This is a genomic window from Croceicoccus marinus (genome assembly GCF_001661675.2).
Taxonomy (GTDB): Bacteria; Pseudomonadota; Alphaproteobacteria; order Sphingomonadales; family Sphingomonadaceae; genus Croceicoccus; species Croceicoccus marinus.
The window spans coordinates 834,177-859,850 of sequence record NZ_CP019602.1; the positions used below are offsets into that span (position 1 = coordinate 834,177).

Sequence of the window (25,674 nt, forward strand, 5' to 3'; positions counted from 1 at the left end):
TTTCGGTTCGTGCGGCGATCGCCGGGGCAGGGCCTTACTTAAGGGCCGCATGCCCTTTTCGCGTTTCCCCGCACGGTCCTTCCTCCATCGCTGATCCGTCAGGCGGCTCGCAAGACGAGTTTTCGCCGCTTTACCTCATCCACACGGTGCGGGGCAGAGCGGAACCTCATCAGTAAAAGTGGGGACCACTTTTACGTGCCGATGAGGTGACCCCCGAACGGGACACTCTCCCGTCCGGAAAACAAGTTTCGGCCCGAACCCATCCGCATTTGCGCGGGGGAGGGCGCAACCCGGCGAGGACACTCTCCGGTCAAGAAGGGAAATACAATGCCTACGATCAACCAGCTGGTCCGCAAGGGTCGCGAGCCGCAGAAGGCCAAGTCCAAGGTTCCCGCGATGGAGCAGAACCCGCAGAAGCGCGGCGTCTGCACCCGCGTGTACACCACCACCCCGAAGAAGCCGAACTCGGCGCTTCGCAAGGTGGCCAAGGTTCGCCTGACCAACGGCCGCGAAGTCATCAGCTACATCCCCGGCGAAGGCCACAACCTTCAGGAGCACTCGGTCGTGCTGATCCGCGGCGGCCGTGTGCGCGACCTTCCCGGCGTGCGCTACCACGTGCTGCGCGGCGTTCTCGACACGCAGGGCGTGAAGGACCGCAAGCAGTCCCGTTCGAAGTACGGCGCCAAGCGTCCGAAGTAAGATCAACGCGGGGACGGCCCGCTCCCCCTCCCGACCACCCAACGGGGTAAACTCTGGGTGGTCGGGAGGGGGAGCGGGCCGGCACCGCAAGCCACGGACGGATGTCCGTGGCGCACTCCGAAGGAGTCTAGAAAAATGTCACGTCGTCGTCGTCCCGAAAAGCGGGTCATCCTTCCCGATCCCAAGTTTGGCGATCAGGTCCTGTCGAAGTTCATGAACAACCTCATGCTCGACGGCAAGAAGTCGACTGCCGAGCGTATCGTCTATGGCGCGCTGGAAACCGTCGAGACCAAGGCCAAGGCCGATCCGGTCCAGCTGTTCCACGACGCGCTGGCGAACATCATGCCGCAGATCGAGGTCCGCAGCCGCCGCGTCGGCGGTGCGACCTACCAGGTCCCCGTGGAAGTTCGCCCGGAACGTGCGCAGGCTCTGGCCATTCGCTGGCTGATCACCGCGGCGCGCAACCGTCCCGAAACGACGATGGCCGCGCGCCTGTCGGGCGAGCTGATGGATGCGTCGAACAACCGCGGCAACGCCGTGAAGAAGCGCGAAGACACCCACCGCATGGCCGACGCCAACCGCGCGTTCAGCCACTACCGCTGGTAAGACTGCTGCGAAGACGCCTCTTTCCCCGATTTCGGGAAGAGGCGTCTTTCGCCGGTCACAAATATCACTATATGGGGCCCATCCGGCTCCGAGAGAGTCGGCAGCAAAGCGCGTGAGCCAGATGGCCGCCGCCAGACTGCAAGCTTCATACTCCTGAGGAATTTTCCATGGCCCGCGAATATCCGCTGGAACGCTACCGCAATATCGGCATCATGGCGCATATCGACGCCGGCAAGACGACGACGACAGAGCGGATCCTGTACTACACCGGCAAATCCTACAAGATCGGCGAAGTCCACGACGGCGCCGCCACCATGGACTGGATGGAGCAGGAGCAGGAACGCGGGATCACCATCACGTCCGCGGCAACGACGACCTTCTGGGCCGCCGAAGACGGCAAGGGCCCGAAGCACCGCATCAACATCATCGACACCCCCGGCCACGTCGACTTCACCATCGAAGTCGAACGCTCGCTGCGCGTGCTCGACGGTGCGGTGGCGGTGTTCGACGGCGTGGCCGGCGTTGAACCGCAGTCCGAAACCGTGTGGCGCCAGGCCGACAAATACGGCGTGCCGCGCATGTGCTTCATCAACAAGCTGGATCGCACCGGCGCCGATTTCTACTACTGCGTGCAGTCGATCGTCGACCGCCTCGGCGCGAAGCCGCTGGTGCTGTATCTCCCGATCGGCGCGGAAAGCGACCTTCAGGGTGTCGTCGACCTCGTGAACAACCGCGGTATCGTCTGGGAGAACGACGGTCTCGGCGCGACGTTCAACTATGTCGATGTCCCGGCGGACATGGCCGACAAGGCTGCCGAATACCGTGAGAAGCTGATCGAAACTGCCGTGGAGCAGGACGACGACATCATGGAAGCCTATCTCGAAGGCGAGGTTCCTGATGCGGCGACGCTGAAGAAGCTGATCCGCAAGGGCACCATGGCGCGCGATTTCGTGCCTGTCCTGTGCGGCTCTGCATTCAAGAACAAGGGTGTCCAGCCCCTGCTCGACGCCGTGGTCGATTACATGCCTTCGCCACTCGACGTACCCGCCATCGAAGGCGTGCTGCCGGACAGCGACGAGAAGGATACGCGTCCTTCGGCGGACGAGGCTCCGTTCTCGGCGCTCGCGTTCAAGATCATGAACGATCCGTTCGTCGGCTCGCTGACCTTCACCCGCATCTATTCGGGTAAGCTCACCAAGGGTTCGGTTCTGAACTCGGTGAAGGACAAGAAGGAAAAGGTCGGCCGCATGCTGCTGATGCACTCGAACAACCGCGAGGACATCGAAGAGGCATTCGCGGGCGATATCGTCGCGCTGGCGGGCATGAAGGATACGACGACCGGCGATACGCTGTGCGACCCGTCGAAGCCGATCATCCTTGAGCGTATGGAATTCCCTGAGCCCGTTATCGAGCTGTCGGTGGAACCCAAGACCAAGGCCGACCAGGAAAAGATGGGTGTTGCGCTCAATCGCCTCGCTGCCGAGGATCCTTCGTTCCGCGTGTCGACCGACCACGAATCCGGTCAGACGATCATTAAGGGCATGGGCGAGCTTCACCTTGACATTCTCGTCGATCGCATGAAGCGCGAGTTCAAGGTTGAAGCCAATGTGGGTGCGCCGCAGGTGGCCTATCGCGAATATCTCGCGAAGCCGGTTGATGTCGACTACACCCACAAGAAGCAGTCGGGCGGTTCGGGCCAGTTCGGCCGCGTCAAGGTCAAGGTCGAACCGGGCGAGCGCGGACAGGGTTTCGTCTTCAAGGACGAGATCAAGGGTGGCAACATTCCCAAGGAATACATCCCCGCGATCGAAAAGGGTCTGCGCGAGCAGGCCGAGAGCGGTTACCTTGTCGGCTTCCCGATCATCGACTTTACGGTGACGCTGTATGACGGTGCCTACCACGACGTCGACTCGAGCGCGATCGCGTTTGAAATCGCGGGTCGCGGCGCCATGCGCGAAATCGCGCAGAAGTCGGGCATCAAGCTGCTCGAGCCGATCATGAAGGTCGAGGTCGTGACGCCCGAGGATTACCTCGGCGACGTGATCGGCGACATCAACTCGCGGCGCGGCCAGATCCAGGGCACCGACTCTCGCGGTAACGCCCAGGCTGTCGAAGCGAACGTGCCGCTTGCGAACATGTTCGGCTATGTCAACGAACTGCGCTCGTTCACACAGGGCCGCGCCCAGTACACGATGCAGTTCAGCCACTATGACGAGGTCCCGGCGAATGTCGCGGCCGAAGTGAAGGAGAAGCTTGCGTAAGCAGCTTCATCGGTCTAGGGGCGGGCGCCTGATTCACGGGTGCCGGCCTCAAGTCCGCCCAAGAATAACACCGGATCAGCAAATCCAGACGAATAGAGGTCTTTGAAAATGGCGAAAGCTAAGTTTGAGCGGAACAAGCCGCACTGCAACATCGGCACCATCGGTCACGTCGACCACGGCAAGACGACGCTGACCGCAGCGATCACCAAGGTGCTCGCTGAGGCATACGGCGGCACCGCCGTCGACTTCGCGAACATCGACAAGGCTCCTGAAGAGCGTGAGCGCGGCATCACGATTTCGACCGCGCACGTCGAATATGAAACCGACGCTCGCCACTATGCGCACGTCGACTGCCCCGGCCACGCCGACTATGTGAAGAACATGATCACCGGTGCGGCGCAGATGGACGGCGCGATCCTGGTGGTGAACGCTGCCGACGGCCCGATGCCCCAGACGCGCGAGCACATCCTGCTTGCCCGTCAGGTCGGCGTCCCCGCTCTGGTCGTGTTTATGAACAAGGTCGATCAGGTCGACGACGCGGAACTGCTTGAACTCGTCGAACTGGAAATCCGTGAACTGCTGTCGAGCTACGACTTCCCGGGCGACGATATTCCTATCGTTTCGGGTTCGGCTCTCGCCGCTCTGGAAGGCCGCGACGACGAAATCGGCAAGGACAAGATCCTCGAGCTGATGAAGGCTGTCGACGACTACATTCCGCAGCCCGCTCGTCCTGTCGACAAGCCCTTCCTGATGCCCGTCGAGGATGTGTTCTCGATCTCGGGTCGTGGTACGGTCGTGACCGGCCGCGTCGAGACCGGCATCGTCAAGGTTGGTGAGGAAGTCGAGATCGTCGGCCTCAAGGACACTCGCAAGACCACCGTCACCGGCGTCGAAATGTTCCGCAAGCTGCTCGATCAGGGTGAAGCTGGCGACAACATCGGTGCTCTGGTTCGCGGCGTTGCCCGTGAGGATGTCGAGCGTGGCCAGGTTCTCTGCAAGCCCGGTTCGGTCAACCCGCACACCGAGTTCAGCGCCGAAGTCTACGTGCTATCGAAGGACGAAGGTGGCCGTCACACGCCGTTCTTCGCCAACTATCGCCCGCAGTTCTACTTCCGCACGACCGACGTGACCGGCGAAGTGATCCTCCCCGAGGGCACCGAGATGGTCATGCCTGGTGACAACGTCACCATCGGCGTGAAGCTGATCGCTCCGATCGCGATGGACGAAGGTCTTCGCTTCGCAATTCGTGAAGGTGGCCGGACCGTCGGTTCGGGGGTTGTCAGCACCATCACGAAGTAATATAGGCCTGTTCGTCGGCAGGGATTGATTCTCTGCCGACCAGGTTTTTTAAGAGGGGGCCGCCCCTTCCCGGTCATCCGGTGAAGCAGGGCGGGCCTTTCTTTTTTGGAGCGAGCTGGTCTCGCTTTGGCTCTTTCGCATCGGTAGTTGGACATGGAAGCTCAGAATATCCGCATTCGCCTGAAGGCGTTTGATCATCGCGTTCTCGACACGGCAACGAGTGAGATCGCAGAGACTGCCCGTCGTACGGGCGCGCTTATTCGGGGGCCCATTCCGCTGCCGACGCGTATCGAGAAGTTCACCGTGAACCGCGGTCCGCACATCGACAAGAAGTCGCGGGAGCAGTTCGAGGTTCGTACCTACAAGCGGCTGCTCGACATCGTGCAGCCCAACGCCCAGACGGTCGATGCTCTGATGAAGCTCGATCTTGCTGCGGGCGTCAATGTCGAGATCAAGCTGGCCTGATCGGCCGGAGGTCTCGCGGGAAGCCGTATCGCGGCTTCTGCAAGACAAAGGGATACCGCCGGAGCGTCACTCTTGTAGTGACAATGTTCTCCGGGCCGCGTCCCCCGTCTCGCTTCCATCCTGGCGATGGCGGCATTCAGCCCGGACGGGGCGACGTTAACATAATTGGGCTGAAACCGGCCGTGGGGGCATAGGCTTCCACGGCTATTCACGCACCCGGAGATGGTCTCCGACGTGCCTCTGTCACCGGGCCTATGGCGATGGTCGCTATGCCCATGTTTAGGAGTTTTGATCATGCGCACTGGCGTGATCGCCAAGAAAGTCGGGATGACCCGCCTGTTCCAGGAGGACGGTCGGCACGTGCCTGTTACCGTTCTGGCGCTGGAAGATTGTCAGGTTGTCTCGCACCGTACGCTCGACCGCGATGGCTATGTTGCCGTCCAGCTGGGCGCTGGTGAGGCGAAGCAGAAGAACGTGGCCAAGCCGCAGCGCGAGCATTTCGCGAAGGCTGAAGTGTCGCTCAAGATGAAGGTCGCCGAATTCCGTCTTGAGGGCGAGGATGGCCTCCTCCCCGTTGGCGCATCGATCTCGGCCGAGCATTTCATTGCTGGCCAGAAGGTGGACATCACCGGCCATACGCAGGGCAAGGGCTTTGCCGGCGCCATGAAGCGCTGGGGCTTCGGTGGTCTGCGCGCAACGCACGGCGTGTCGCTTTCGCACCGTTCGCACGGTTCGACCGGTAACCGCCAGGACCCAGGCAAGGTCTTCAAGAACAAGAAGATGGCAGGCCACATGGGCGATCGTCAGCGCACCCAGCAGAACTTGGAAGTCGTGCGTACCGACGCCGACCGTGGCCTGATCTTCGTCAAAGGGTCCGTGCCCGGCGCGAAGAACGCCTGGCTGCTGGTTTCCGATGCCGTGAAGCTTCCGCTTCCCGAGGGCGCGCCGTTCCCAGGTGCCGTTCTCGACAAGAAGAATTCGGCTCCCGAGCATGACGAAGCGCCGGCCGGCATGGTCGAAAGCGCCGCTGAGCACGAAGTGCACCAGCAGGTCGATGCGGAACAGCAGGCCGAGTTGCTCAAGGAGCAGCAGGCGGGTGCAGACGATTCGGTGACCGAAGCGAACAAGAACGACGCCGCCGAGGGTGATGTGCCCGACGCCGGCGAGAACAAGGAGGGCTGATCCGTGAAGGTGAAGGTCCAGAAACTCGACGGCAACGCGTCGGGTGACATCGAGCTGAACGACGACGTCTTCGGTCTCGAGCCGCGCGAGGATATCCTCCACCGCGTCGTCACCTGGCAGTTGTGGAACCGTCGCGCCACCGCTCGTCCTACGCGTGAGCGTTCGGATGTGGCTCGCACCGGCAAGAAGTGGGGTCGCCAGAAGGGCGGCGGCACGGCTCGTCACGGTGACCGCGCCGCGCCCATCTTCATCGGTGGCGGTAAGGCTCACGGTGCGCGCAAGCGTGACTTCGATATGTCGCTAAACAAGAAGGTCCGTGCACTCGGTCTGCGCATGGCTCTTTCCAGCAAGGCCAAGAACGACAATCTGTTCGTTCTGGAGTCCCTGGAACTGGCCGATGCCAAGACTAAGCTGTTGGCGGCCGATCTTGCGAAGCTTGGCTTTGGCAAGAAGGTGCTGGTCATCGACGGCGAGCAGGTCGAGGACGGCTTCCGCAAGGCGGCCGGCAATTTGATCGGTATCGACGTGCTGCCTGCGATGGGCGCCAATGTCTACGACATCCTCAATCATGACACGCTGGTGCTGACCCGCGCCGCTGTCGAAAAGCTGGAGGCGCGTTTCAATGGCTAAGGCTGAAATCGACATCCGGCATTACGACGTGATCGTCGCGCCGCACATTACCGAGAAAGCGACGCTTCTCTCGGAGCATAATGCGGTCGTGTTCAAGGTCGCCAACGACGCCACCAAGCCGCAGATCAAGGCTGCGGTCGAGGCGCTGTTCGGTGTGAAGGTCGCGGGCGTGAACACCATTGTCCAGAAGGGCAAGAGCAAGCGCTGGAAGGGTGCTCCCTACAAGCGCAGCGACGTGAAAAAGGCGATTGTGACGCTGGCGGAAGGCCAGTCGATCGACGTCACCGAAGGCGTACGGGGCTAACCATGGCACTCAAGAACTACAAACCAACGAGCCCGGCCCGCCGTGGCCTCGTGCTGGTCGACAAGTCGGGACTCTACAAGGGTAAGCCCGTCAAGTCGCTGACCGAGGGCAAGCGCAAGACCGGTGGTCGTAACAACAAGGGCCATGTCACCTCGCGCGGCATTGGCGGCGGTCATAAGCAAAAGTACCGCTACATCGACTTCAAGCGTCGGAAGTGGGACATGCCCGCGACTGTCGAGCGCATGGAGTATGACCCGAACCGCACGGCTTTCATCGCACTGGTGAAGTACGAGGACGGCGAGCAGGCTTATATCCTGGCGCCGCAGCGCCTGGCCGTTGGCGACAGCGTAGTCGCCGGCGAGAAGACCGACACGAAGCCCGGCAACGCCATGTTGCTGAGCCAGATGCCGGTTGGCACCATCTGCCACAACCTGGAGATGAAGCCGGGCAAGGGCGGCCAGATCGCCCGTTCGGCCGGTGCGTATGCTCAGGTCGTCGGTCGTGACCGCGGTCTCGTCATCGTTCGTCTGAATTCGGGCGAACAGCGCTACCTGCGCGGCGATTGCATGGGTACGGTTGGCGCGGTTTCGAACCCCGACAACTCGAACCAGACGCTGGCGAAGGCCGGTCGTCGTCGCTGGATGGGCAAGCGTCCGCTGACTCGCGGTGTTGCGAAGAACCCGGTCGATCACCCGCACGGTGGTGGTGAAGGCCGCACCTCGGGTGGCCGTCATCCGGTTACGCCATGGGGCAAGCCGACCAAGGGTGCCCGCACGCGTCATAACAAGCAGACGGACAAGATGATCATCCGGTCCCGTCACGCGAAGAAGAAGAGGTAAGACCCATGGCACGTTCGCTTCGCAAGGGTCCGTTCGTCGAGCTTTCGCTGCTGAAGAAGGCAGAGGAAGCGCAGGACAAGAACAGCCACGCGCCGATCAAGACCTGGTCGCGCCGCTCGACGGTTCTCCCGCAGTTCGTAGGTCTGACGTTCAGCGTCTATAATGGCCAGAAGTTCATTCCCGTGTCGGTTAACGAGGACATGGTCGGCCACAAGCTTGGTGAGTTCGCACCCACGCGCAACTTCCCGGGTCACGCCGCAGACAAGAAGGGCAAGCGCTGATGAGCAAGCAGAAAGCTCCGCGTCGCGTCGCCGAGAATGAGGCGCTGGCCGTCGGGACCACGATCCGTGGCTCGGCCCAGAAGCTGAACCTCGTTGCGGGCCTGATCCGCGGCAAGAAGGCCGAGGAAGCGTTGAACATCCTCGCTTTCTCGAACAAGGCGATGGCTGTCGACGCTCGCAAGGTTCTTGCCAGCGCGATCGCTAATGCAGAGAACAACCATAACCTGGACGTCGATGCGCTGGTCGTTGCGGAAGCATCGGTCGGCAAGGCGATTACCATGAAGCGTTTCCACACGCGGGGTCGTGGCAAGTCCACGCGCATCCTCAAGCCGTTCAGCCGGCTGCGCATCGTGGTCCGCGAAGTCGAGGAGGCCTGATCATGGGTCACAAGAGCAATCCGATCGGCCTGCGTTTGCAGATCAACCGTACTTGGGAAAGCCGCTGGTACGCCGAAGGGCGTGATTACGCCGGTCTTCTCAAGGAAGACATCGAGATCCGCAAGTTCATCGTCGACTCGCTGCCGCAGGCGGCGATCTCGAAGATCGTGATCGAGCGTCCGGCTAAGCTGTGCCGCATCTCGATCTACGCGGCTCGTCCCGGTGTGATCATCGGCAAGAAGGGCGCAGACATCGAAAAGCTGCGCTCGAAGCTTGCCGCGATGACGGACAGCGAAGTGAAGCTGAACATCGTCGAAATCCGCAAGCCCGAGATCGACGCCAAGCTCGTCGCGCAGGGCATTGCCGACCAGCTCATCCGCCGCGTGGCTTTCCGCCGTGCGATGAAGCGGGCGATGCAGTCGGCCATGCGACTTGGTGCCGATGGCATCAAGATCATGTGCGGTGGCCGTCTCGGCGGCGCCGAGATCGCACGTGTCGAGCAGTACCGTGAAGGTCGTGTGCCGCTGCACACGCTTCGTGCCAACATCGACTATGCCGAAGCCGAGGCGCTGACCGCCTATGGGATCATCGGCATCAAGGTGTGGATCTTCAAGGGTGAGATTTTGGGTCATGATCCGATGGCGCAAGACCGCCTGATGATGGACGCCCAGACCTCCGGCGTGCGACCGGCGCGCTAAGGACAGGCTGAGGTAAGAGCAATGCTGCAACCGAAAAAAACCAAGTTCCGCAAGGCGTTCAAGGGCAAGATCCATGGCAATGCCAAGGGCGGCACCGATCTGAACTTCGGCTCGTACGGGCTGAAGGCAATGGAACCCGAGCGTATCACTGCGCGCCAGATCGAGGCGGCTCGCCGCGCGATCACGCGACACATCAAGCGCCAGGGCCGTCTGTGGATCCGCGTGTTCCCCGACGTGCCGGTTTCTAAGAAGCCCGCCGAAGTCCGTCAGGGCAAGGGCAAGGGTTCGGTGGAATACTGGGCCGCTCGCGTGAAGCCGGGTCGCATCCTGTTCGAGCTCGATGGCGTTGCCGGTCCCCTGGCCGCCGAAGCGTTCGAGCGCGCCGCGATGAAGCTGCCGATCAAGACTAAGGTTGTTGCCCGTCTTGGCGACACCTCTCACCTGGGAGGCGAATGATGGCCAACAAGATCGAAGACCTGCGCGCCAAGACCGACGATCAGCTGACGGCTGACCTGACGGATCTCAAGCGCGAGGCGTTCAACTTGCGCTTTCAGGCCGCGACCAACCAGATCGAGCGTCCCGCTCGCATCCAGGAAGTTCGTCGCCAGATCGCGCGCATCAAGACGCTGCAGGGCGAACGCGCCCGCGCGGCGAATTAAGGAGCCAACCGATGCCGAAGCGTATCCTGATCGGGACGGTTGTTTCCGACAAGACCGACAAGACGGTGGTCGTGAAGGTAGAGCGTAAGGTCAAGCACCCGCTCTACGGCAAGATCATCCGTCGTTCGAAGAAGTATCACGCGCACGACGAAGACAACGCCTATCGTCCCGGCGAATGGGTGCGGATCGAGGAAACGGCGCCTATGTCCAAGCTGAAGACGTGGAAGGTCATCGACCGCGTCGGCGGCAAGGCCGATAGCGCGCTCGAAGCCGATCTCGACGTCGAAGCCGCGGGTAACTGAGCCCGCATTAGAGTTTTGGAACTGCCGGGCAGAATGTCCCGGCAAGCCGAGAAGAAGGAACCGGATCGATGATCCAGATGCAGTCAAACTTGGATGTCGCTGACAACAGCGGCGCCAAGCGCGTCCAGTGCATCAAGGTGCTGGGCGGATCGAAGCGCCGCACCGCGAGCGTTGGCGATGTCATCGTCGTCTCCGTCAAGGAGGCGCAGCCCCGTGCCAAGGTCAAGAAGGGCGACGTTCACCGCGCCGTGATCGTCCGCACCCGGAAGGACGTTCGTCGTCCCGATGGTAGCGTGATCCGCTTTGACTCGAATGCCGCCGTCCTCGTGAACAAGTCCGAGGAACCGATCGGCACCCGTATCTTCGGCCCCGTCGTGCGCGAACTGCGCGGCAAGGGCTTCATGAAGATCATCTCGCTTGCTCCGGAGGTGCTGTAATGGCGTCCGCAAAGATCAAGAAGGGTGACAGCGTTGTCGTGCTGTCGGGCAAGGACAAGGGCAAGACCGGCACGGTCGCTCAGGTCATGCCCAAGGACGGCAAGGTCGTGGTGGAAGGCGTGAACGTCACCACCCGCCACCGCAAGCCCACCCAGACGAACCCGCAGGGCGGCATTGACCGCGCTCCTGCGCCGATGGCGATCAGCAAGGTCGCCGTTGCCGATCCGAAGGATGGCAAGCCCACCCGCGTCCGTTTCGAAACGAAGGACGGCAAGAAGGTGCGCGTTGCCGTCAAGTCCGGAGAGACGATCGATGGCTGAGAATTATACCCCGCGTCTTCGCACCAAGTATGACGAGGAAATCGTCAAGGCCATGACCGAGAAGTTCGGTTATGCGAACCGCTACGAAGTGCCGAAGCTGGAAAAGATCACGCTCAACATGGGCGTTGGCGAGGCGAGCCAGGACAAGAAGAAGGTCCAGACCGCTGCAGCCGAGATGGAACTGATCGCCGGCCAGAAGCCTGTGATCACCAAGGCGAAGAAGTCGATCGCGCAGTTCAAGCTGCGTGAAGGCATGCCGATCGGTTGCAAGGTCACCCTGCGCCGCGAACGCATGTTCGAATTCCTCGACCGCCTGGTCACCATCGCAATGCCCCGCATCCGCGACTTCCGTGGTCTCAACCCGAAGTCGTTCGATGGCCGCGGCAATTACGCGATGGGTCTGAAAGAGCAGATCATCTTCCCCGAGATCAGCTATGACCAGATCGAGAAGGTGCGTGGCATGGACATCATCGTGACCACCACCGCGAAGAGCGACGACGAAGCCCGCGAGCTTCTGCGTCTGTTCGGATTCCCGTTCCCGGCCGAAGCGTCGGAAGAAAAGGAAGCGGCGTGAGCCGCCCCGGAAAGAGAGCTTAAGTCCATGGCGAAACTGAGTTCCGTGAACAAGAACGAGCGTCGCAAGAAGCTTGTGAAGAAGTACGCGAACCGCATCGCGAAGCTGAAGGCGGTTGCCGACGACGAATCGCTTGATGATGGCGAGCGTTGGCTTGCCCGTCTGAAGCTGGCCGAGGTGCCCCGTAACGGCAACCCGACCCGCGTGCGCAACCGTTGCACCACGACCGGCCGTCCGCGCGGTTATTACCGCAAGTTCGGTCTCAACCGTATCGAGCTTCGCGATCTGGGCAACAAGGGCCTGATCCCGGGCCTGACCAAGTCGAGCTGGTGAGGAATTAACCTATGGCGATGACCGATCCCCTGGGTGATATGCTCACCCGTATCCGCAACGGCCAGCAGGCGAAGAAGGATTCCGTCCTTTCGCCGGCGTCGAAGCTGCGTGCGAATGTCCTCGAAGTGCTCCAGCGCGAAGGCTACATCCGTGGCTATAGCGAAGACGCTTCGGGCAAGCACCCCGCACTGCGGATTGAACTGAAGTATTTCGAAGGCGAGCCCGCGATCAAGTATCTCGCCCGTGTCTCCAAGCCCGGTCGCCGGGTCTATTCGGGCTCGAAGGAGCTTCCGAATGTCCGTGGCGGTCTTGGCATCACAATCGTCTCCACGCCCAAGGGTGTGCTCTCGGACGCCGAAGCGCGCACCGAGAACGTGGGCGGCGAAGTGCTTGCGGAGGTGTTCTGATGAGCCGCATCGGTAAGAAGCCGGTCGCGATCCCCGGTGGCGTTGAGGCGAAGATCGCCGATGGCGTCCTGAGCGTGAAGGGTCCGAAGGGCACCCTAACCATGGGGCTGACCGATCAGGTCACCTACGAAGTGCAGGACGGTCAGATCGCCGTCGAGCCGGTGAACGATAGCAAAAAGTCGCGCTCTTTCTGGGGCATGCAGCGTACGCTGGTGTCGAACTTGATCGATGGCGTGACCGAGGGCTACTCGAAGACGCTTGAGATCAAGGGCGTCGGCTATCGCGCGCAGTCGCAGGGCAGCAAGCTGAAGCTTCAGCTCGGCTTCAGCCATGACGTCGATCTTGATGTCCCTGAAGGTCTGGACGTGAAGACGCCCGATCAGACGACCATCATCATCTCGGGCATCGACAAGCAGGCCGTTGGCCAGTTCGCCGCAGAGATCCGCCGCTGGCGCAAGCCCGAGCCGTACAAGGGCAAGGGCATCAAGTACCAGGGCGAGTATATCTTCCGCAAGGAAGGGAAGAAGAAGTAAGATGGCCAAGCTTTCTCTTTTCGAACGCCGCCGCCGCCGGGTTCGTACCGCGCTGCGCGCTCGTGGCAACGGTCGTCCGCGCCTGTCGGTGCACCGCACCGGCAAGCACATCTACGCCCAGATCATCGACGACAGCGAAGGCCGCACTGTGGCTGCCGCTTCGACGTTGGGTGCGAAGGCCTCGGGCGCGAATGTCGATGCGGCTTCGCAGGTCGGCAAGGACATCGCAGCCGCCGCCAAGAAGGCGGGCGTGACGACTGTCGTGTTCGACCGTGGCGGCTTCCTGTTCCATGGCCGCGTCAAGGCGCTGGCCGACGCTGCGCGCGAAGGCGGGCTGGAGTTCTGATGATGGCAGAAGAAAACAACAACGAGACCCCGATCGACAGCGCGGGTCAGACGCCGACGCCGACCATGGCGAGCACCGAGGCGGCCGACAACCAGTCGACCGCAGGCGGCGATCCGTCCCAGCCGGCGGAGCGCGAAGGTCGCGGGCGCCGTGAACGCGGCGACCGTGGTGGTCGTGGTCGTGGTCGTGGTGGCCGGGACGATCGCCGCGGCGGACGCGGTCAGCGCGAGGATGAAGGCGAGGAGCTCATCGAGAAGCTCGTCCACATCAACCGCGTTTCCAAGACCGTCAAGGGTGGTAAGCGCTTTGGCTTCGCGGCACTGGTGGTCGTGGGCGACGGCAAGGGCCGCGTGGGTTTCGGCCACGGCAAGGCCCGTGAGGTTCCCGAGGCAATCAACAAGGCTACGGCAGCCGCGAAGAAGAAGATGGTTCGCGTTCCGCTGAAGGACGGCCGGACACTGCATCATGACGGCAAGGGCCGTTTCGGTGCGGGCAAGGTGAACGTCCGTACGGCGCCTCCGGGTACCGGCATCATCGCCGGCGGTCCGATGCGCGCCGTGTTCGAGAGCCTGGGCGTTGCCGACGTGGTGACCAAGTCGGTCGGTACGTCGAACCCCTACAACATGATCCGCGCCACTTTCGATGCGCTGACCAACCAGACTTCGCCGAAGTCGGTGGCGCAGCGTCGTGGCAAGAAGGTTGCGGATCTGCTTGGCCGCGGCGGCGCAAGCGAGGCCGAGGCGGAAGCCGACGCTGCGGCTCTGGTGGAGTAAGCAATCATGGCAGACACGATCAAGATCAAGCAGATCGGTTCGCCGATCCGGCGCCCCGAAAGCCAGAAGAAGATTCTGGTCGGCCTTGGCCTCGGCAAGATGCATCGCATCGTCGAGGTGCAGGACACTCCGGAAGTGCGCGGCGCGATTGCCAAGCTTCCGCACATGGTGGCCGTGGTCGACTGATTACGGGCTGCCGGAAGGCGACCATTACTTGACATGAGGCGGCCCGGGCGCGTACCGGGCCGCTTTCATTTGAGGGCCGTATTCGCGGCCCGACATGTTCAGCGCGAAGAAAAGCGAAAGCGAGTGCAATTATGAAACTGACTGATATCCGTGATAACGAAGGTGCACGCCATCGCCGTATGCGCATTGGCCGGGGCATCGGCTCGGGCAAGGGCAAGACCGGTGGACGCGGCCAGAAGGGTGCCAAGGCACGCTCGGGCGTTTCGATCGCCGGGTTCGAAGGTGGCCAGATGCCGCTGCACATGCGTCTTCCCAAGCGCGGCTTCAACAATCCGTTCGGCAAGGATTATGCCGAGGTGAACCTGGGCATGATCCAGAAGTTCATTGATGCAGGCAAGCTTGAAACGAGCGGCGTCGTCGATCATGACGCGCTGCAGGCCGCTGGCCTTGCCCGCGGCGGCAAGGACGGCGTGCGTCTGCTCGCAAAGGGTGAGCTGACGAGCAAGGTCAGCTTCAAGGTTGCCGGCGCTTCGAAGGGCGCCGTGGAGCAGGTCGAGAAGCTGGGCGGAACGGTTGAAACCACTGCTCCGGCCAAGGCCGCTGCCGAATAATTCGCAAGACATTGTGAGGGCGGGGGTGTTCGTATCCCCGCCCGCACTCTATATGCGCGGGCGCAAGGCCCAGTGGTCTTGCAGTATGGGCGCGTCAGTTGATAGCGCGTTCCGGCACATCGACCTTTTCGAGTCGAACAGCCCGTCACCTGCATAGGCATTGATCACCCATGGCATCACGCGCCGACAATATTGCGAGCTCTCTCAGCCTCTCCAATTTCTCGAAGGCGACCGAACTCAAGCAACGCATCTGGTTCACGCTGGGTGCCCTGGTCGTCTTTCGCTTTCTAAGCTTCGTTCCACTGCCGGGCGTCAATCCGCTGATCCTGCAGGACCTGTACGAGCAGACCCGCGGCGGCGTGCTGGATCTCTTCAACACCTTCTCGGGCGGCAGCCTTGAGCGCATGAGCCTCATCGCGCTTGGCGTCATGCCGTATATCACGGCGTCGATCGTGGTTCAGCTTGGCGCCGCGCTTCACCCCGCGCTGGCCGCGCTGAAGAAAGAGGGTGAGAGCGGGCGCAAGAAGCTTAATCAATACACGCGCTATGGAACCGTCGGTCTGACCGCGGTGCAGGGCTATTTCCTGGCGGTGGGTCTCGAAACCTATGCGGCGTCCAGCGGGCTGAACGCGGTCGTCGATCCTGGCCTGCTGTTCCGCATCGGTGCGGTCATCTCGCTGGTCGGCGGTACCATGTTCCTGCTGTGGCTTGGTGAGCAGATCACGTCGCGCGGCATCGGCAATGGCGTCTCGCTTATCATCATGGCGGGTATCGTTGCTCAGTTCCCGACCGTCGGCGCGCAGCTGATGGAGGGTGGGCGCTCTGGCTCGATTCCTTCTTATCTGATCGTCATGCTATTCGTGGTGATCATCGGGTTGATCCTCTTTATCTCGTTCATGGAACGGGCGCAGCGCCGCCTGCTGATCCAGTACCCCAAGCGCGCACAGCAGCGCGGCGGCATGCAGGCGGATCGCTCTCACCTGCCTCTCAAGCTGAACACGTCGGGCGTGATCCCGCCGATTTTCGCCAGCTCGCTGTTGCTGCTGCCTCTGACGATCACGCAATTTGCCGGTAATTCTGTGACGCCGGACAGCACGATGGGCGGCATTCTGGTGACGCTGAACCAGTATCTCCAGCACGGTCAGCCGCTGTACATGCTGCTTTACGCTGTCGGCATCATCTTCTTCTGCTTCTTCTACACTGCGGTCGTCTTCAATCCTGAAGAGACAGCCGAGAACCTGAAGCGGGGCGGGGGGTTCATTCCGGGCATCCGGCCGGGGCGCAATACGGCGAACTATCTCGATTACGTACTGACCCGTATCACCGTGATCGGCGCTGCCTATCTGACCTTGGTCTGCGTGCTGCCCGAATATGTCATCGCCCAGACCGGGCTGCCGTTCTTTCTTGGTGGCACCAGCCTGCTCATCGTGGTGAACGTCACGGTCGACACGATCGCGCAGATCCAGAGCCATCTGCTTGCACATCAATACGGCGATCTTATCAAGAAGGCCAAGTTCAAGGGTCGGTTGCGCTGACATCCTGTCTGGGGATGTCGGTTCGACCAGGTGGGAGGAAGCGCAAGTGAATATAATCCTTCTCGGCCCTCCGGGGGCAGGCAAGGGCACGCAGTCGCTAAGGCTGGTGAACAAATACGGCATGCGGCAGCTGTCGACCGGTGACATGTTGCGCGCTGCGGTAAAGGCGCAGACGCCGGTCGGGCTTCAGGCCAAGGCGGTCATGGATGCAGGCGAACTGGTGTCGGACGAGATCGTCTCGGCGCTCATCTCGGCTGAACTTGCAGCGATGGGCGATGAGACGGGCGCGATCTTCGACGGTTATCCGCGGACGGCCGAACAGGCGCATTCCCTTGACGACATCCTGAAGGAACACGGGCGCACGCTCGATTACGTCATTGAGCTCGAGGTCAACGAAGACGCCCTGGTCGAGCGGATTACCGGCCGATACACCTGCGCAAATTGCGGCAAGGGCTATCACGACATATTCGAGCAGCCCAAACAGGTTGGGGTGTGTGATCGCTGCGGATCGACCGAGTTCAAGCGGCGTCCGGACGATAATGAGGCGACCGTGCGGACGCGCATGGCCGAGTATCGCGCCAAGACTGCGCCGATCCTTCCGATCTACGAAGCGCGCGGTATTGTCAGCCGCGTCGATGGCATGGCCGATATCGACGAGGTTACGGAGGCGATTACCGGCATCGTCTCTTGACCGGATCCGGGCGTGCAGGCGGATTGCTTCTTGTACGCGCCGCGGTGTTCGACTTACCCATATCCACTAACAATCATGGCGTTTGGGAAATCGAATGAAGGGCTACCTCGCGACAGGCGCGATCATTGCGGCAGCGCTTGCGTCGGCTGCGCCGGCACATGCGGAGATCGTCGAACTGGAGGATGACTTCTTCGTCGTCCGTCACGCTGCGACAGTTTCCGTCAGCCGCGACGAGGCCTGGGATGCGCTGCTCTCTCCATCCGGTTGGTGGAACGCGGAGCACAGCTTTTCCGGTAGCGCCGAGAATTTCTCGCTCGAACCCGAGGCAGGCGGATGCTTCTGCGAGGTACTTCCGGCGAGTGACGAGCGACCGGCAACCGGCAGCGTTCGCCACCTCGAGGTTGTGCTTGTCGATCCCGGACGGTTGCTGCGACTGAGCGGCGCGCTTGGTCCGTTGCAAAGGGAGCCGCTGAGCGGGGTTCTAACGATCACGGTCGAGCCTGTCGCCGAGGGAACGCGCATGCAGTTCGAATATGCGGTGGGCGGTCCCTCCCGCCTGGAACTGCCAGTGATCGCGCCTGCGGTCGACGCGGTGATCGGCGACCAGTTGTCGCGCCTGGCCGCAACCCTGGGTGATGAACCTACCGGCGGGACCAAACTACCGGAACAGCCCGCCGAACGATCCGCGCAGGTAGGAAGCACAAGATCCGCTTCGTCGATCCAGACCATCGAACCCGATGACCTGATGCCGGAAGCATCCGATCAGAACGGCGATCAGTCTGACGACGCCGCATCCCGGGGCATCGGAGAAGACTTCCTTGCGGACGGGACCGGTTAGCCGATTGAAGCGCGACCGAGAGATTCAATTTGGTCTGCTTTATTACCAAACATTTTACAGGTTTGCGCGATACGCTATTGTGACAGCGCGCCTGCAGCCCCGACAGGCATTGACAGCTATGTCGAATCTGCGTAAGCGCGCCCCTCGCTCGTCCTTAATTGACAGTGGTCCGGCCGGATCGCGTGATCACGCGTTCCTTTCCGGGCTTTTGCCGTTTGGGCAAATTGCCATTCTGGCGCGGGCGATACGCGATGAGATAGGGGCCGCGTTCTGCACTGGTGCAGGATCCGCGCAACCCCTGTGGAGCAGGAGATTTTTGTGGCTCGTATTGCCGGGGTGAACATCCCCACCAACAAGCGCGTGATCGTGGCGCTTACCTATATTCACGGTATCGGTCCGAAGTCGGCCGTCGACATTGCCGACAAGCTTGGCATTGATCATGCGCGCCGTGTGCAGGACCTGACTGACGCCGAAGTCCTTCAGATCCGTGAAGCCATCGACGCCGAATATACGGTCGAAGGTGACCTTCGCCGCGAAACCGCGATGAACATCAAGCGCCTGATGGACCTGGCCTGCTATCGCGGTCTGCGTCATCGTAAGGGTCTGCCCGTTCGCGGCCAGCGCACCCACACCAACGCCCGTACCCGCAAGGGCAAGGCCAAGCCGATCGCCGGCAAGAAGAAGTAATTCACTGCCTTCGGTAGCGAATTTCTTCCACTAGATCAGGATACGAGACAATGGCACGCGAACCTCAGCGCATCAAACGGCGCGAGCGCAAGAATATCTCCAGCGGCGTCGCGCATGTGAACGCCAGCTTCAACAACACTATGATCACCATCACCGATGCGCAGGGCAATGCGATCAGCTGGTCCTCGGCCGGCATGATGGGCTTCAAGGGTAGCCGCAAGTCGACTCCCTATGCGGCCCAGGTTGCTGCCGACGATGCTGGCAAGAAGGCCGCCGAACACGGCGTTCGCACCCTCGAGGTCGAGGTGAAGGGTCCCGGTTCGGGCCGCGAGAGCGCGCTGCGTGCTCTGCAGGCGGTGGGCTTCACGATCACCTCGATCCGCGACGTGACCCCGATCCCGCACAACGGCGTTCGTCCGTCGAAGCGTCGTCGCGTCTGATTCTGGCCAGCGGGGCGAAGGATCCACGCCCCGCTTGTCCGACCTGCCCTTGGCCAATGCCGCGCCCTCACGCAGCGGATGGCCACCCAAGAACAAACCCAGGGGAAGCCCATGTCCGTCAATATGAAGAACTGGCAGGAACTGAAGAAACCCAACAATCTCGAGATCAAGGGGCAGGGCGATGCCAAGCGCCGTGCGACCTTCGTGGCCGAGCCTCTGGAGCGTGGCTTCGGCCTGACGCTCGGCAACGCGCTGCGCCGGGTGCTGCTGTCCTCGCTGCAGGGCGCGGCCGTCACCTCGATCAAGATCGACAACGTCCTCCACGAGTTTTCGTCGCTTGCCGGCGTTCGCGAGGACATCACCGACATCGTGCTGAACATCAAGCAGGTCGCGCTGAAGATGGAAGGCGAGGGCGCCAAGCGTCTGAACCTTTCGGTGACCGGTCCTGCTGAAGTGACTGCCGGCGACATCCAGGTGACGGGCGATATCGAGGTTTTGAATAAGAACCTCGTCATCTGCCACCTCGACGAAGGCGCGACGCTGAACATGGAGCTGACCGCGGACACGGGTAAGGGCTACAGCCCCGCCGTGGCCAATCGACCGGCGGATGCGCCGATCGGTCTGATCCCGATCGACTCGCTGTATTCGCCGGTGCGTCAGGTCAGCTACAAGGTCGAGAATGCGCGCGTCGGCCAGGAACTCGACTACGACAAGCTGTCGCTGACCGTCGAAACCGACGGCACGGTGACGCCTGAAGATGCGGTGGCCTATGCTGCGCGCATCCTGCAGGATCAGCTCGCGCTGTTCGTGCATTTCGAGGAAGGCATTCCGCAGGGCGCTCCGCAGACTGCCGGTACGGCAGCCGTTGCTCCCGAGGAATCGGACGCCAACCAGCTCAACCGCTACCTTCTCAAGAAGGTCGACGAGCTGGAGCTTTCGGTGCGCTCGGCCAACTGCCTCAAGAACGACAACATCATCTATATTGGCGATCTGGTGCAGAAGACGGAGGCGGAAATGCTCCGTACCCCGAACTTCGGCCGCAAGTCGCTGAACGAGATCAAGGAAGTTCTTTCTTCGATGGGTCTGCGCCTTGGCATGGACATCCCGGGCTGGCCGCCCGAGAACATCGAGGAAATGGCCAAGAAGCTCGAACAAGAGCTTCTGGGCTGACACCAGATTCCCGCCTCGGCGACGGTCGGGGCGGGAAACCGGGTTTCGGGCTGACCGGATACTGCAGCCAGGATCGGGGTACCTTGCACGGCCCCCCTACGAACGAAGGAATGATTTATGCGTCACAAAATGTCGGGGCGTAAGCTCCAGCGCAAGACCGGCCACCGCAACGCGCTTCTGCGCAATATGGCCGCGGCTCTGATCAAGCACGAGCAGATCAAGACCACCACGCCCAAGGCGCGCGAACTGCGTCCCTATGTCGAAAAGCTGATTACGCTGGCGAAGCGTGGCGGTCTGTCGAACCGCCGTCTGGCGCACAGCCGCCTGCTCGACGATGCGCAGCTGGCCAAGCTGTTCGACGTTCTGGCAGAGCGTTATGCCGACCGCGACGGTGGCTATACGCGCATCATCAAGGCAGGCATCCGCGCTTCGGACGCCGCGCCCATCGCGATCATCGAACTCGTCGACCGCGATGTCGAGGCCAAGGGCCAGGACAGCGGTCCGGTGATGAATGACGAGGAGGAGTACGAGGAGGCCTGAGCCACTTCGTTTCCCATTCGGAAATTCGCCAAAGGGCGCCGGCAGCACGACTGCCGGCGCCCTTTTCAATTTCCATCCGGGCCCGGCCATACGGTTGCATCGGTAACTTGATCGCGTCGCAAATGGTCCTAACATCATGGGGATGAGCAAACTCACTTCACGCAGCCTGGGCTGGCTGCTCGCCACTGCCTTGTCGACGACCATGCCGGTACACGCGCAGGAGCCGGTGCCGATCACGAACGCAAAGGAAGCCAGCTTGCCATCCTACCCCGAGACCCGGCGCGACGATGTCGTGGAGACGATCTTCGGTACAAACGTCGCTGACCCTTATCGCTGGCTGGAAGCCGACGTGCGCAACAGCGCCGATGTCGCAGACTGGGTCGCGCGGCAGAGCGCCTTCACCGATGCCTATCTCGCGACGCTGAATGAACGGGAATGGTTTGCTGCCAAGCTTGGCGAGATGCTCGATTACGAGCGCTTCGGCATTCCCGAGAAGAAGGGTGGCTTGCTGTTCTACACCTACAACCCCGGCCTTGCCGATCAGGATGTCCTGCTGATGAAGCCCATGTCCGGCGATGTGCTGGATGGCAACGGTCAGGTTCTACTGGACCCGAACGAATGGTCGGATGACGGAACGGTAGCGCTCGCCGGCTGGAATCCCTCTGCGCAAGCAAAGATATTGTCGTACCAGGTGCAGGAAGCCGGTAGCGACTGGAACACGATCGAATTCCTCGACCTTGCGACAGGTCAGAAGCTTGCCGACAGGATAGAGTGGGTCAAGACGGGCGGCGCCCAATGGATCGACGACAGGCGCTTCGTCTATTCGCGCTTCCCCGAGCCTGCGGAGGGCGACGACTTCCAGGTCGCCAATCGCAATCAGCAAATCTGGATGCACGTGCTGGGACAGCCTCAATCGGCCGACAGGTTGATCTATGCTACGCCGGATCGGCCTTCGATGCTGCACGGCGCATCGGTCAGTGCCGATGGCCGCTGGCTTTTCATCTACAGCCAGGACGGATCCGTGCCGGGCAACGAATTGCGTATCCTTCCAGTCGAAGATCTCGCCGCAGAGCCGATCGTTGTCGCGGATACGATGGACCATCAGTGGGAAGTGATTGAGGCAGTGGGCGACACTGTCATCCTGCGCACCGACAAGGACGCGCCGCTCTACAGGCTGATGTCGCTCGACCTCTCCGCCGGGCAGCCGCAGGTTGAGGAACTGATCGCGCAAGGCCAGCACAACATGGATGCCGCGCGGGTAATGGGTGACCGCATCGTCATTGACTACCTCGAGGATGTGAAATCGCGGCTGCGCTTGTTCACGCTTGACGGGAAGCCAGCCGGCGAAGTTGGCTTGCCCGGCATCGGCTCGGTCGCAGGCCTTTCGGGCGAACCGGGCGAAAGCGAGGCCTGGTTCGGCTTCAGCTCCTTCAATCGCCCGCCCGAGGTCTATCGCCTGGATTTGGCTACGGGAGATAGCCGATCGATCGTCGACCGCACCCTGGGCTTCGATCCCGAGCAATTCGTCGTCGAGCAGGTGTTCTACCCCTCTGCGGACGATACCCGGATCCCGATGTTCATCGTGAAGCGGGCGGACGTGACCGGGCCGGCGCCGACGCTGCTCTACGCCTATGGCGGTTTCAACGTGTCGCTTCCGCCCAGTTTTTCGTCCACGCGGATGGCTTGGCTACAGGCGGGGGGCGTTTTTGCCCTGGCGAATATCAGGGGCGGCGGCGAATATGGCAGCGCGTGGCACGATGCCGCACGCGGCCCGAAACGAGAGAACGCCTTCGCCGATTTCATCGCGGCAGGCGAATGGCTGAAAGCCAATGGCGTCACCGGCGGCAACCAGCTGGCGATTCAGGGCGGATCCAACGGCGGGCTCTTGATGGGCGTGGTGACCAATCGCCGGCCCGACCTGTTCGATGTCGTGAACGCCGACGTGGGCGTGATGGACATGCTTCGCTTCGACCGTTGGGGTTATGGCCGGGCCTGGGCAGCCGATTACGGCTTCCCCGATGTCGAGGAGGATTTCCACGTCCTTCGCAGCTATTCGCCCTATCACAATGTTCCGGCGTCAGGCGATTACCCGGCGATCCTGGTGACGACGGCGGATACCGACGACCGGGTGATCCCAGGCCACAGCTTCAAATATGCCGCCGCGTTGCAGCATGCAGAACTAGGAAACTCCCCGCATCTCATCCGGATCGAAACCCGCGCCGGACACGGAGCGGGCATGCCGGTCTCGAAAATAATCGGGAAGAATGCCGACGTACTGGGTTTCCTGGCGCATTGGACCGATCTGCAACCGGACTGATTTCCTACGTTCAGAAAATGCGATATGAATATTAACAGTTTCTGACAACGGGGTTCAGCGGCCCCCAACGCGTGATGCTCTATCATCTTCGTCGAACTCTTAAATTCGACCGAAGCGAAAGGAGCACACGCGATGAACCGACTGGCAAAGGCCATGGTGGCCACGACATCGGCGGGAGCAATGATACTGGCGGGGGTAAGCCCTGCCTTGGCGGGTCCCTATGACCGGGACGACGGCATCGATGCCGGCGATATCATCGCGGGTGCGCTCATCATCGGGGGTATCGCGGCAGTCGCGGGTGCGTTCGACGGGAACGACGACTACCGCTATCGGGACCGCCGCTATGACGACCGCCGATACCGCGATCGCGACTACCGGCGGTTGAATTCACGCGCAGCGGTGGAACGCTGCGTGCGTGTTGCGGAGCAACAGGCCTATCGGGCGGGCTACCGCCAAGTCAAGGTCACCGATATTCGCGATGTCGATCGCAAGAGCTATGGCTACAAGATTAAGGGCCGGATCGCCGTCGATGAAGGGTATCGCGGTGGCCGCTATGGTCGCGGCTGGGGCGGGGATTACCGTGGCTGGAACAATTCGATGCGTGGCTGGGACAGCGGCAAGTTCTCGTGCAAGGTCGACGGGCGCGGTGTTCGCGATCTTGACTACAGCGGCGTGCGCGGGCTTCGATGATTGTCCGCGGGGCAGCGCTGGTATTGGTTCAGCATTGGTCAAGCGGCAAAGGTGGAACCTTCACGGCAACGCAAGACAGGGGTTTGAATGATGGCAAGACATGTCCGGCTTCTGGCGCTGCCGCCCTTGATGGCTATCCTCGGACTGGCGCTGCCCGCTCAGGCCGCGCCGCTTGATCGGCAGAGCCTCCCGCCGACCAGCCATCTGTCCGTTCTTCGCGATGGGGGCGTCGCGAACGGATGGGACCGTGATCGCTATCACCGCAGATACCGGCACGGTCGTTATGACAACGGCTTCGGCCTTGGCGACGTGCTCACCGGCATCGTGCTGATCGGAGGGGCCGTGGCCATCGCAAACGCCATATCGAACGACGACGACGATCGAGAGCGCTACCCCGATCGTTATCCCTATCCTCGCGATGCCGATGCCTATCCCGACGATCGGTACGCGCCCGATCGCGCCTATGACAGCCAGGCAGAGATGCAAGGCGCGATTGACCGCTGCGTCTCCAGTGTCGAACGCGACGACAGGGTAGCCACCGTCGATGTGGCTTCGCGGGTACTGAATGGCTGGACCATTGAGGGTTCATTGCGCGACGGCGGTCTGTACCGCTGCGAGATCGATTCCTTCGGCGACATTCGCGACATCAGCATCGACGGGCAGGATTTCTCCTCGTGGGAGCAGGGCGCTCGCCAGCCTTCGTCCTATGGCCGGGAGGGAGACGATTACTACGCACGGGCGCGGGCGAGGCAAGGCATGGGAACGCCGGACGCACGGCCCGGCAATATGGCGCCGGTAGACGACTGGTCCAGAGATAGCGACACGCAGGACTGGCAGCGCGGCGAGGCAGACGACCGTTATGAAACGACCGGCGATCCGGTGATCGCGTCCGCGCGCTGATCACTCGGCCTTTGCGGGCCGGTCGCGGGCATAGGCGGGCAGTTCGATCCGCCAGATCATGGCAGCGCCCCTCAACCCGAAGCCGGCTGCGCTGGCTAGCAAAAGCGCAAGCAGGCGCTGCATGCCCATTTCCAGAGCAATGAGGCTGACGGACGCCGACAGGGCCGCTGCGGTGACGTAAAGCTCCGGTCGCATCAGGATCGACGGAACCCCGGCCAGCACGTCGCGGATGATTCCTCCCACGCAGCCAGAGATCACGCCCAGGACGATCGCAGGCAGCGGCTGCACGCCATATTCCACGGCCTTGGCAGTGCCCAGCGCGGCGAAGGCGGCCAGACCTGCGGCATCGGCCCATTCCAGGACCTTTTCGCGCCACCAGCGGCCGGGGGTGAACCAGACGGCAAGCGCGGACATCATGATCACCAGCGCGACCAACCTGTCCTCCAGCCACTCGGCACGCACGCCCAGAAGCAAATCGCGCAGCGATCCGCCGCCGACCCCGGTGATCAGCGCGAAGAAGCAGGCGGTGACGAATGTCTGGCACAGGCGCGTGGCCGCCAGCGCGCCTGAGACCGCGAACACGGCCACGCCCGCCAGTTCAAGCACGGTTACGGGGGTCACCATCCTTCAGCTCCCTGAAAAGGTTCTATCGCGGGGACGATCCGATATCGTCCTGCCGCCCTGAACGAAAAACCTCCGCCGCTGATACCAGCGTGCGGAGGTCTTTTCCTTACAGCAAACCGA

36 protein-coding genes are annotated in these 25,674 nt (G+C 62.0%); 35 read left to right on the top strand and 1 reads right to left on the bottom strand.

Annotated elements, in window-relative coordinates:
• Positions 1-327: 327 nt before the first annotated feature.
• From rpsL to A9D14_RS04185, 35 genes are all read left to right on the top strand, one after another.
• Positions 328-699 carry a 30S ribosomal protein S12 gene (gene rpsL, locus A9D14_RS04015; protein ID WP_066775147.1) on the top strand — a complete coding sequence of 124 codons (372 nt, stop codon included), beginning with the start codon at positions 328-330 and terminating at the stop codon, positions 697-699.
• A 135-nt stretch (positions 700-834) separates the two neighbouring features.
• Positions 835-1,305, top strand: a complete 471-nt coding sequence (rpsG, locus tag A9D14_RS04020) for a 30S ribosomal protein S7 (RefSeq protein ID WP_066843134.1) — start codon at positions 835-837, stop codon at positions 1,303-1,305.
• Between the two features lie 167 nt (positions 1,306-1,472).
• Positions 1,473-3,566, top strand: a complete 2,094-nt coding sequence (fusA, locus tag A9D14_RS04025) for an elongation factor G (protein ID WP_066843136.1) — start codon at positions 1,473-1,475, stop codon at positions 3,564-3,566.
• A 108-nt stretch (positions 3,567-3,674) separates the two neighbouring features.
• Positions 3,675-4,865, top strand: coding sequence for an elongation factor Tu (tuf, locus tag A9D14_RS04030; protein ID WP_066843138.1), 1,191 nt, complete (start codon positions 3,675-3,677; stop codon positions 4,863-4,865).
• Between the two features lie 153 nt (positions 4,866-5,018).
• Positions 5,019-5,330, top strand: a complete 312-nt coding sequence (gene rpsJ, locus A9D14_RS04035) for a 30S ribosomal protein S10 (RefSeq protein WP_066843139.1) — start codon at positions 5,019-5,021, stop codon at positions 5,328-5,330.
• Positions 5,331-5,624: 294 nt separating this feature from the next.
• Entirely contained in the window at positions 5,625-6,512 is an 888-nt protein-coding gene (gene rplC, locus A9D14_RS04040; protein WP_066843141.1) for a 50S ribosomal protein L3, read from the top strand.
• 3 nt (positions 6,513-6,515) lie between these two features.
• The gene (gene rplD / locus A9D14_RS04045; protein WP_066843142.1) at positions 6,516-7,142 is read left to right on the top strand and encodes a 50S ribosomal protein L4; all 627 of its coding nucleotides are present in this window, start codon (positions 6,516-6,518) and stop codon (positions 7,140-7,142) included.
• Positions 7,135-7,446, top strand: a complete 312-nt coding sequence (locus A9D14_RS04050; RefSeq protein WP_066843144.1) for a 50S ribosomal protein L23 — start codon at positions 7,135-7,137, stop codon at positions 7,444-7,446. Before rplD ends, A9D14_RS04050 begins: the two co-directional genes overlap by 8 nt.
• A gap of 2 nt (positions 7,447-7,448) precedes the next feature.
• Positions 7,449-8,285: a 50S ribosomal protein L2 gene (gene rplB / locus A9D14_RS04055; RefSeq protein ID WP_066843145.1), complete on the top strand. Its 837-nt coding sequence runs from the start codon at positions 7,449-7,451 to the stop codon at positions 8,283-8,285.
• 5 nt (positions 8,286-8,290) lie between these two features.
• Positions 8,291-8,566, top strand: coding sequence for a 30S ribosomal protein S19 (gene rpsS, locus A9D14_RS04060; RefSeq protein WP_066843146.1), 276 nt, complete (start codon positions 8,291-8,293; stop codon positions 8,564-8,566).
• Complete coding sequence (rplV, locus tag A9D14_RS04065; RefSeq protein WP_066843147.1) at positions 8,566-8,943, top strand: 50S ribosomal protein L22; 378 nt, start codon at positions 8,566-8,568, stop codon at positions 8,941-8,943. The genes rpsS and rplV overlap by 1 nt, the downstream gene beginning before the upstream one ends.
• 2 nt (positions 8,944-8,945) lie before the next feature.
• On the top strand, positions 8,946-9,641 hold the full coding sequence (gene rpsC, locus A9D14_RS04070; RefSeq protein ID WP_066843148.1) for a 30S ribosomal protein S3: 696 nt from the start codon (positions 8,946-8,948) through the stop codon (positions 9,639-9,641).
• A gap of 21 nt (positions 9,642-9,662) precedes the next feature.
• Positions 9,663-10,097 carry a 50S ribosomal protein L16 gene (gene rplP / locus A9D14_RS04075; RefSeq protein ID WP_066843149.1) on the top strand — a complete coding sequence of 145 codons (435 nt, stop codon included), beginning with the start codon at positions 9,663-9,665 and terminating at the stop codon, positions 10,095-10,097.
• Positions 10,097-10,300 (top strand): 50S ribosomal protein L29, encoded by a 204-nt coding sequence (gene rpmC, locus A9D14_RS04080; RefSeq protein ID WP_083987984.1) that lies wholly within the window; start codon positions 10,097-10,099, stop codon positions 10,298-10,300. Before rplP ends, rpmC begins: the two co-directional genes overlap by 1 nt.
• Before the next feature lie 11 nt (positions 10,301-10,311).
• Positions 10,312-10,602, top strand: a complete 291-nt coding sequence (gene rpsQ, locus A9D14_RS04085; protein ID WP_066843155.1) for a 30S ribosomal protein S17 — start codon at positions 10,312-10,314, stop codon at positions 10,600-10,602.
• Between the two features lie 68 nt (positions 10,603-10,670).
• Positions 10,671-11,039, top strand: a complete 369-nt coding sequence (rplN, locus tag A9D14_RS04090) for a 50S ribosomal protein L14 (RefSeq protein WP_066843161.1) — start codon at positions 10,671-10,673, stop codon at positions 11,037-11,039.
• Entirely contained in the window at positions 11,039-11,359 is a 321-nt protein-coding gene (rplX, locus tag A9D14_RS04095) for a 50S ribosomal protein L24 (RefSeq protein ID WP_066843163.1), read from the top strand. Before rplN ends, rplX begins: the two co-directional genes overlap by 1 nt.
• The gene (gene rplE / locus A9D14_RS04100; protein WP_066843164.1) at positions 11,352-11,933 is read left to right on the top strand and encodes a 50S ribosomal protein L5; all 582 of its coding nucleotides are present in this window, start codon (positions 11,352-11,354) and stop codon (positions 11,931-11,933) included. Before rplX ends, rplE begins: the two co-directional genes overlap by 8 nt.
• Positions 11,934-11,960: 27 nt before the next feature.
• Positions 11,961-12,266, top strand: a complete 306-nt coding sequence (rpsN, locus tag A9D14_RS04105; RefSeq protein WP_066843165.1) for a 30S ribosomal protein S14 — start codon at positions 11,961-11,963, stop codon at positions 12,264-12,266.
• Positions 12,267-12,277: 11 nt separating this feature from the next.
• Positions 12,278-12,673, top strand: coding sequence for a 30S ribosomal protein S8 (gene rpsH, locus A9D14_RS04110; protein ID WP_066843170.1), 396 nt, complete (start codon positions 12,278-12,280; stop codon positions 12,671-12,673).
• Entirely contained in the window at positions 12,673-13,206 is a 534-nt protein-coding gene (gene rplF / locus A9D14_RS04115) for a 50S ribosomal protein L6 (protein WP_066843172.1), read from the top strand. The genes rpsH and rplF overlap by 1 nt, the downstream gene beginning before the upstream one ends.
• 1 nt (position 13,207) lies before the next feature.
• Positions 13,208-13,552, top strand: coding sequence for a 50S ribosomal protein L18 (gene rplR, locus A9D14_RS04120; RefSeq protein WP_066843174.1), 345 nt, complete (start codon positions 13,208-13,210; stop codon positions 13,550-13,552).
• Positions 13,553-13,554: 2 nt separating this feature from the next.
• On the top strand, positions 13,555-14,325 hold the full coding sequence (gene rpsE / locus A9D14_RS04125; RefSeq protein ID WP_083987985.1) for a 30S ribosomal protein S5: 771 nt from the start codon (positions 13,555-13,557) through the stop codon (positions 14,323-14,325).
• 6 nt (positions 14,326-14,331) lie between these two features.
• On the top strand, positions 14,332-14,511 hold the full coding sequence (gene rpmD, locus A9D14_RS04130) for a 50S ribosomal protein L30 (RefSeq protein WP_066843175.1): 180 nt from the start codon (positions 14,332-14,334) through the stop codon (positions 14,509-14,511).
• Between the two features lie 131 nt (positions 14,512-14,642).
• The gene (rplO, locus tag A9D14_RS04135) at positions 14,643-15,122 is read left to right on the top strand and encodes a 50S ribosomal protein L15 (RefSeq protein WP_066843176.1); all 480 of its coding nucleotides are present in this window, start codon (positions 14,643-14,645) and stop codon (positions 15,120-15,122) included.
• Between the two features lie 170 nt (positions 15,123-15,292).
• The gene (gene secY, locus A9D14_RS04140; protein ID WP_066843177.1) at positions 15,293-16,657 is read left to right on the top strand and encodes a preprotein translocase subunit SecY; all 1,365 of its coding nucleotides are present in this window, start codon (positions 15,293-15,295) and stop codon (positions 16,655-16,657) included.
• A gap of 46 nt (positions 16,658-16,703) precedes the next feature.
• On the top strand, positions 16,704-17,348 hold the full coding sequence (locus A9D14_RS04145) for an adenylate kinase (RefSeq protein ID WP_066843178.1): 645 nt from the start codon (positions 16,704-16,706) through the stop codon (positions 17,346-17,348).
• 94 nt (positions 17,349-17,442) lie between these two features.
• Positions 17,443-18,186 (top strand): SRPBCC family protein, encoded by a 744-nt coding sequence (locus tag A9D14_RS04150; protein WP_066843180.1) that lies wholly within the window; start codon positions 17,443-17,445, stop codon positions 18,184-18,186.
• A 318-nt stretch (positions 18,187-18,504) separates the two neighbouring features.
• Positions 18,505-18,873, top strand: a complete 369-nt coding sequence (gene rpsM, locus A9D14_RS04155; protein WP_066843182.1) for a 30S ribosomal protein S13 — start codon at positions 18,505-18,507, stop codon at positions 18,871-18,873.
• Between the two features lie 50 nt (positions 18,874-18,923).
• A complete protein-coding gene (gene rpsK, locus A9D14_RS04160; protein ID WP_057884041.1) occupies positions 18,924-19,313 on the top strand; it encodes a 30S ribosomal protein S11 in 390 nt (129 codons plus the stop codon).
• A 111-nt stretch (positions 19,314-19,424) separates the two neighbouring features.
• On the top strand, positions 19,425-20,483 hold the full coding sequence (locus tag A9D14_RS04165; RefSeq protein ID WP_066843184.1) for a DNA-directed RNA polymerase subunit alpha: 1,059 nt from the start codon (positions 19,425-19,427) through the stop codon (positions 20,481-20,483).
• Positions 20,484-20,600: 117 nt separating this feature from the next.
• Positions 20,601-21,023, top strand: a complete 423-nt coding sequence (gene rplQ, locus A9D14_RS04170; RefSeq protein WP_066843186.1) for a 50S ribosomal protein L17 — start codon at positions 20,601-20,603, stop codon at positions 21,021-21,023.
• A 142-nt stretch (positions 21,024-21,165) separates the two neighbouring features.
• A complete protein-coding gene (locus A9D14_RS04175; protein WP_083987619.1) occupies positions 21,166-23,340 on the top strand; it encodes a prolyl oligopeptidase family serine peptidase in 2,175 nt (724 codons plus the stop codon).
• 132 nt (positions 23,341-23,472) lie between these two features.
• Complete coding sequence (locus tag A9D14_RS04180; protein WP_066843188.1) at positions 23,473-24,030, top strand: hypothetical protein; 558 nt, start codon at positions 23,473-23,475, stop codon at positions 24,028-24,030.
• A 90-nt stretch (positions 24,031-24,120) separates the two neighbouring features.
• On the top strand, positions 24,121-24,930 hold the full coding sequence (locus tag A9D14_RS04185) for a hypothetical protein (RefSeq protein ID WP_198302044.1): 810 nt from the start codon (positions 24,121-24,123) through the stop codon (positions 24,928-24,930).
• Here the strand turns inward: A9D14_RS04185 and A9D14_RS04190 are convergent, their stop codons facing one another.
• Entirely contained in the window at positions 24,931-25,554 is a 624-nt protein-coding gene (locus A9D14_RS04190) for a trimeric intracellular cation channel family protein (RefSeq protein WP_066843192.1), read from the bottom strand. It abuts the gene before it with no gap.
• Between the last annotated feature and the right edge of the window lie 120 nt (positions 25,555-25,674).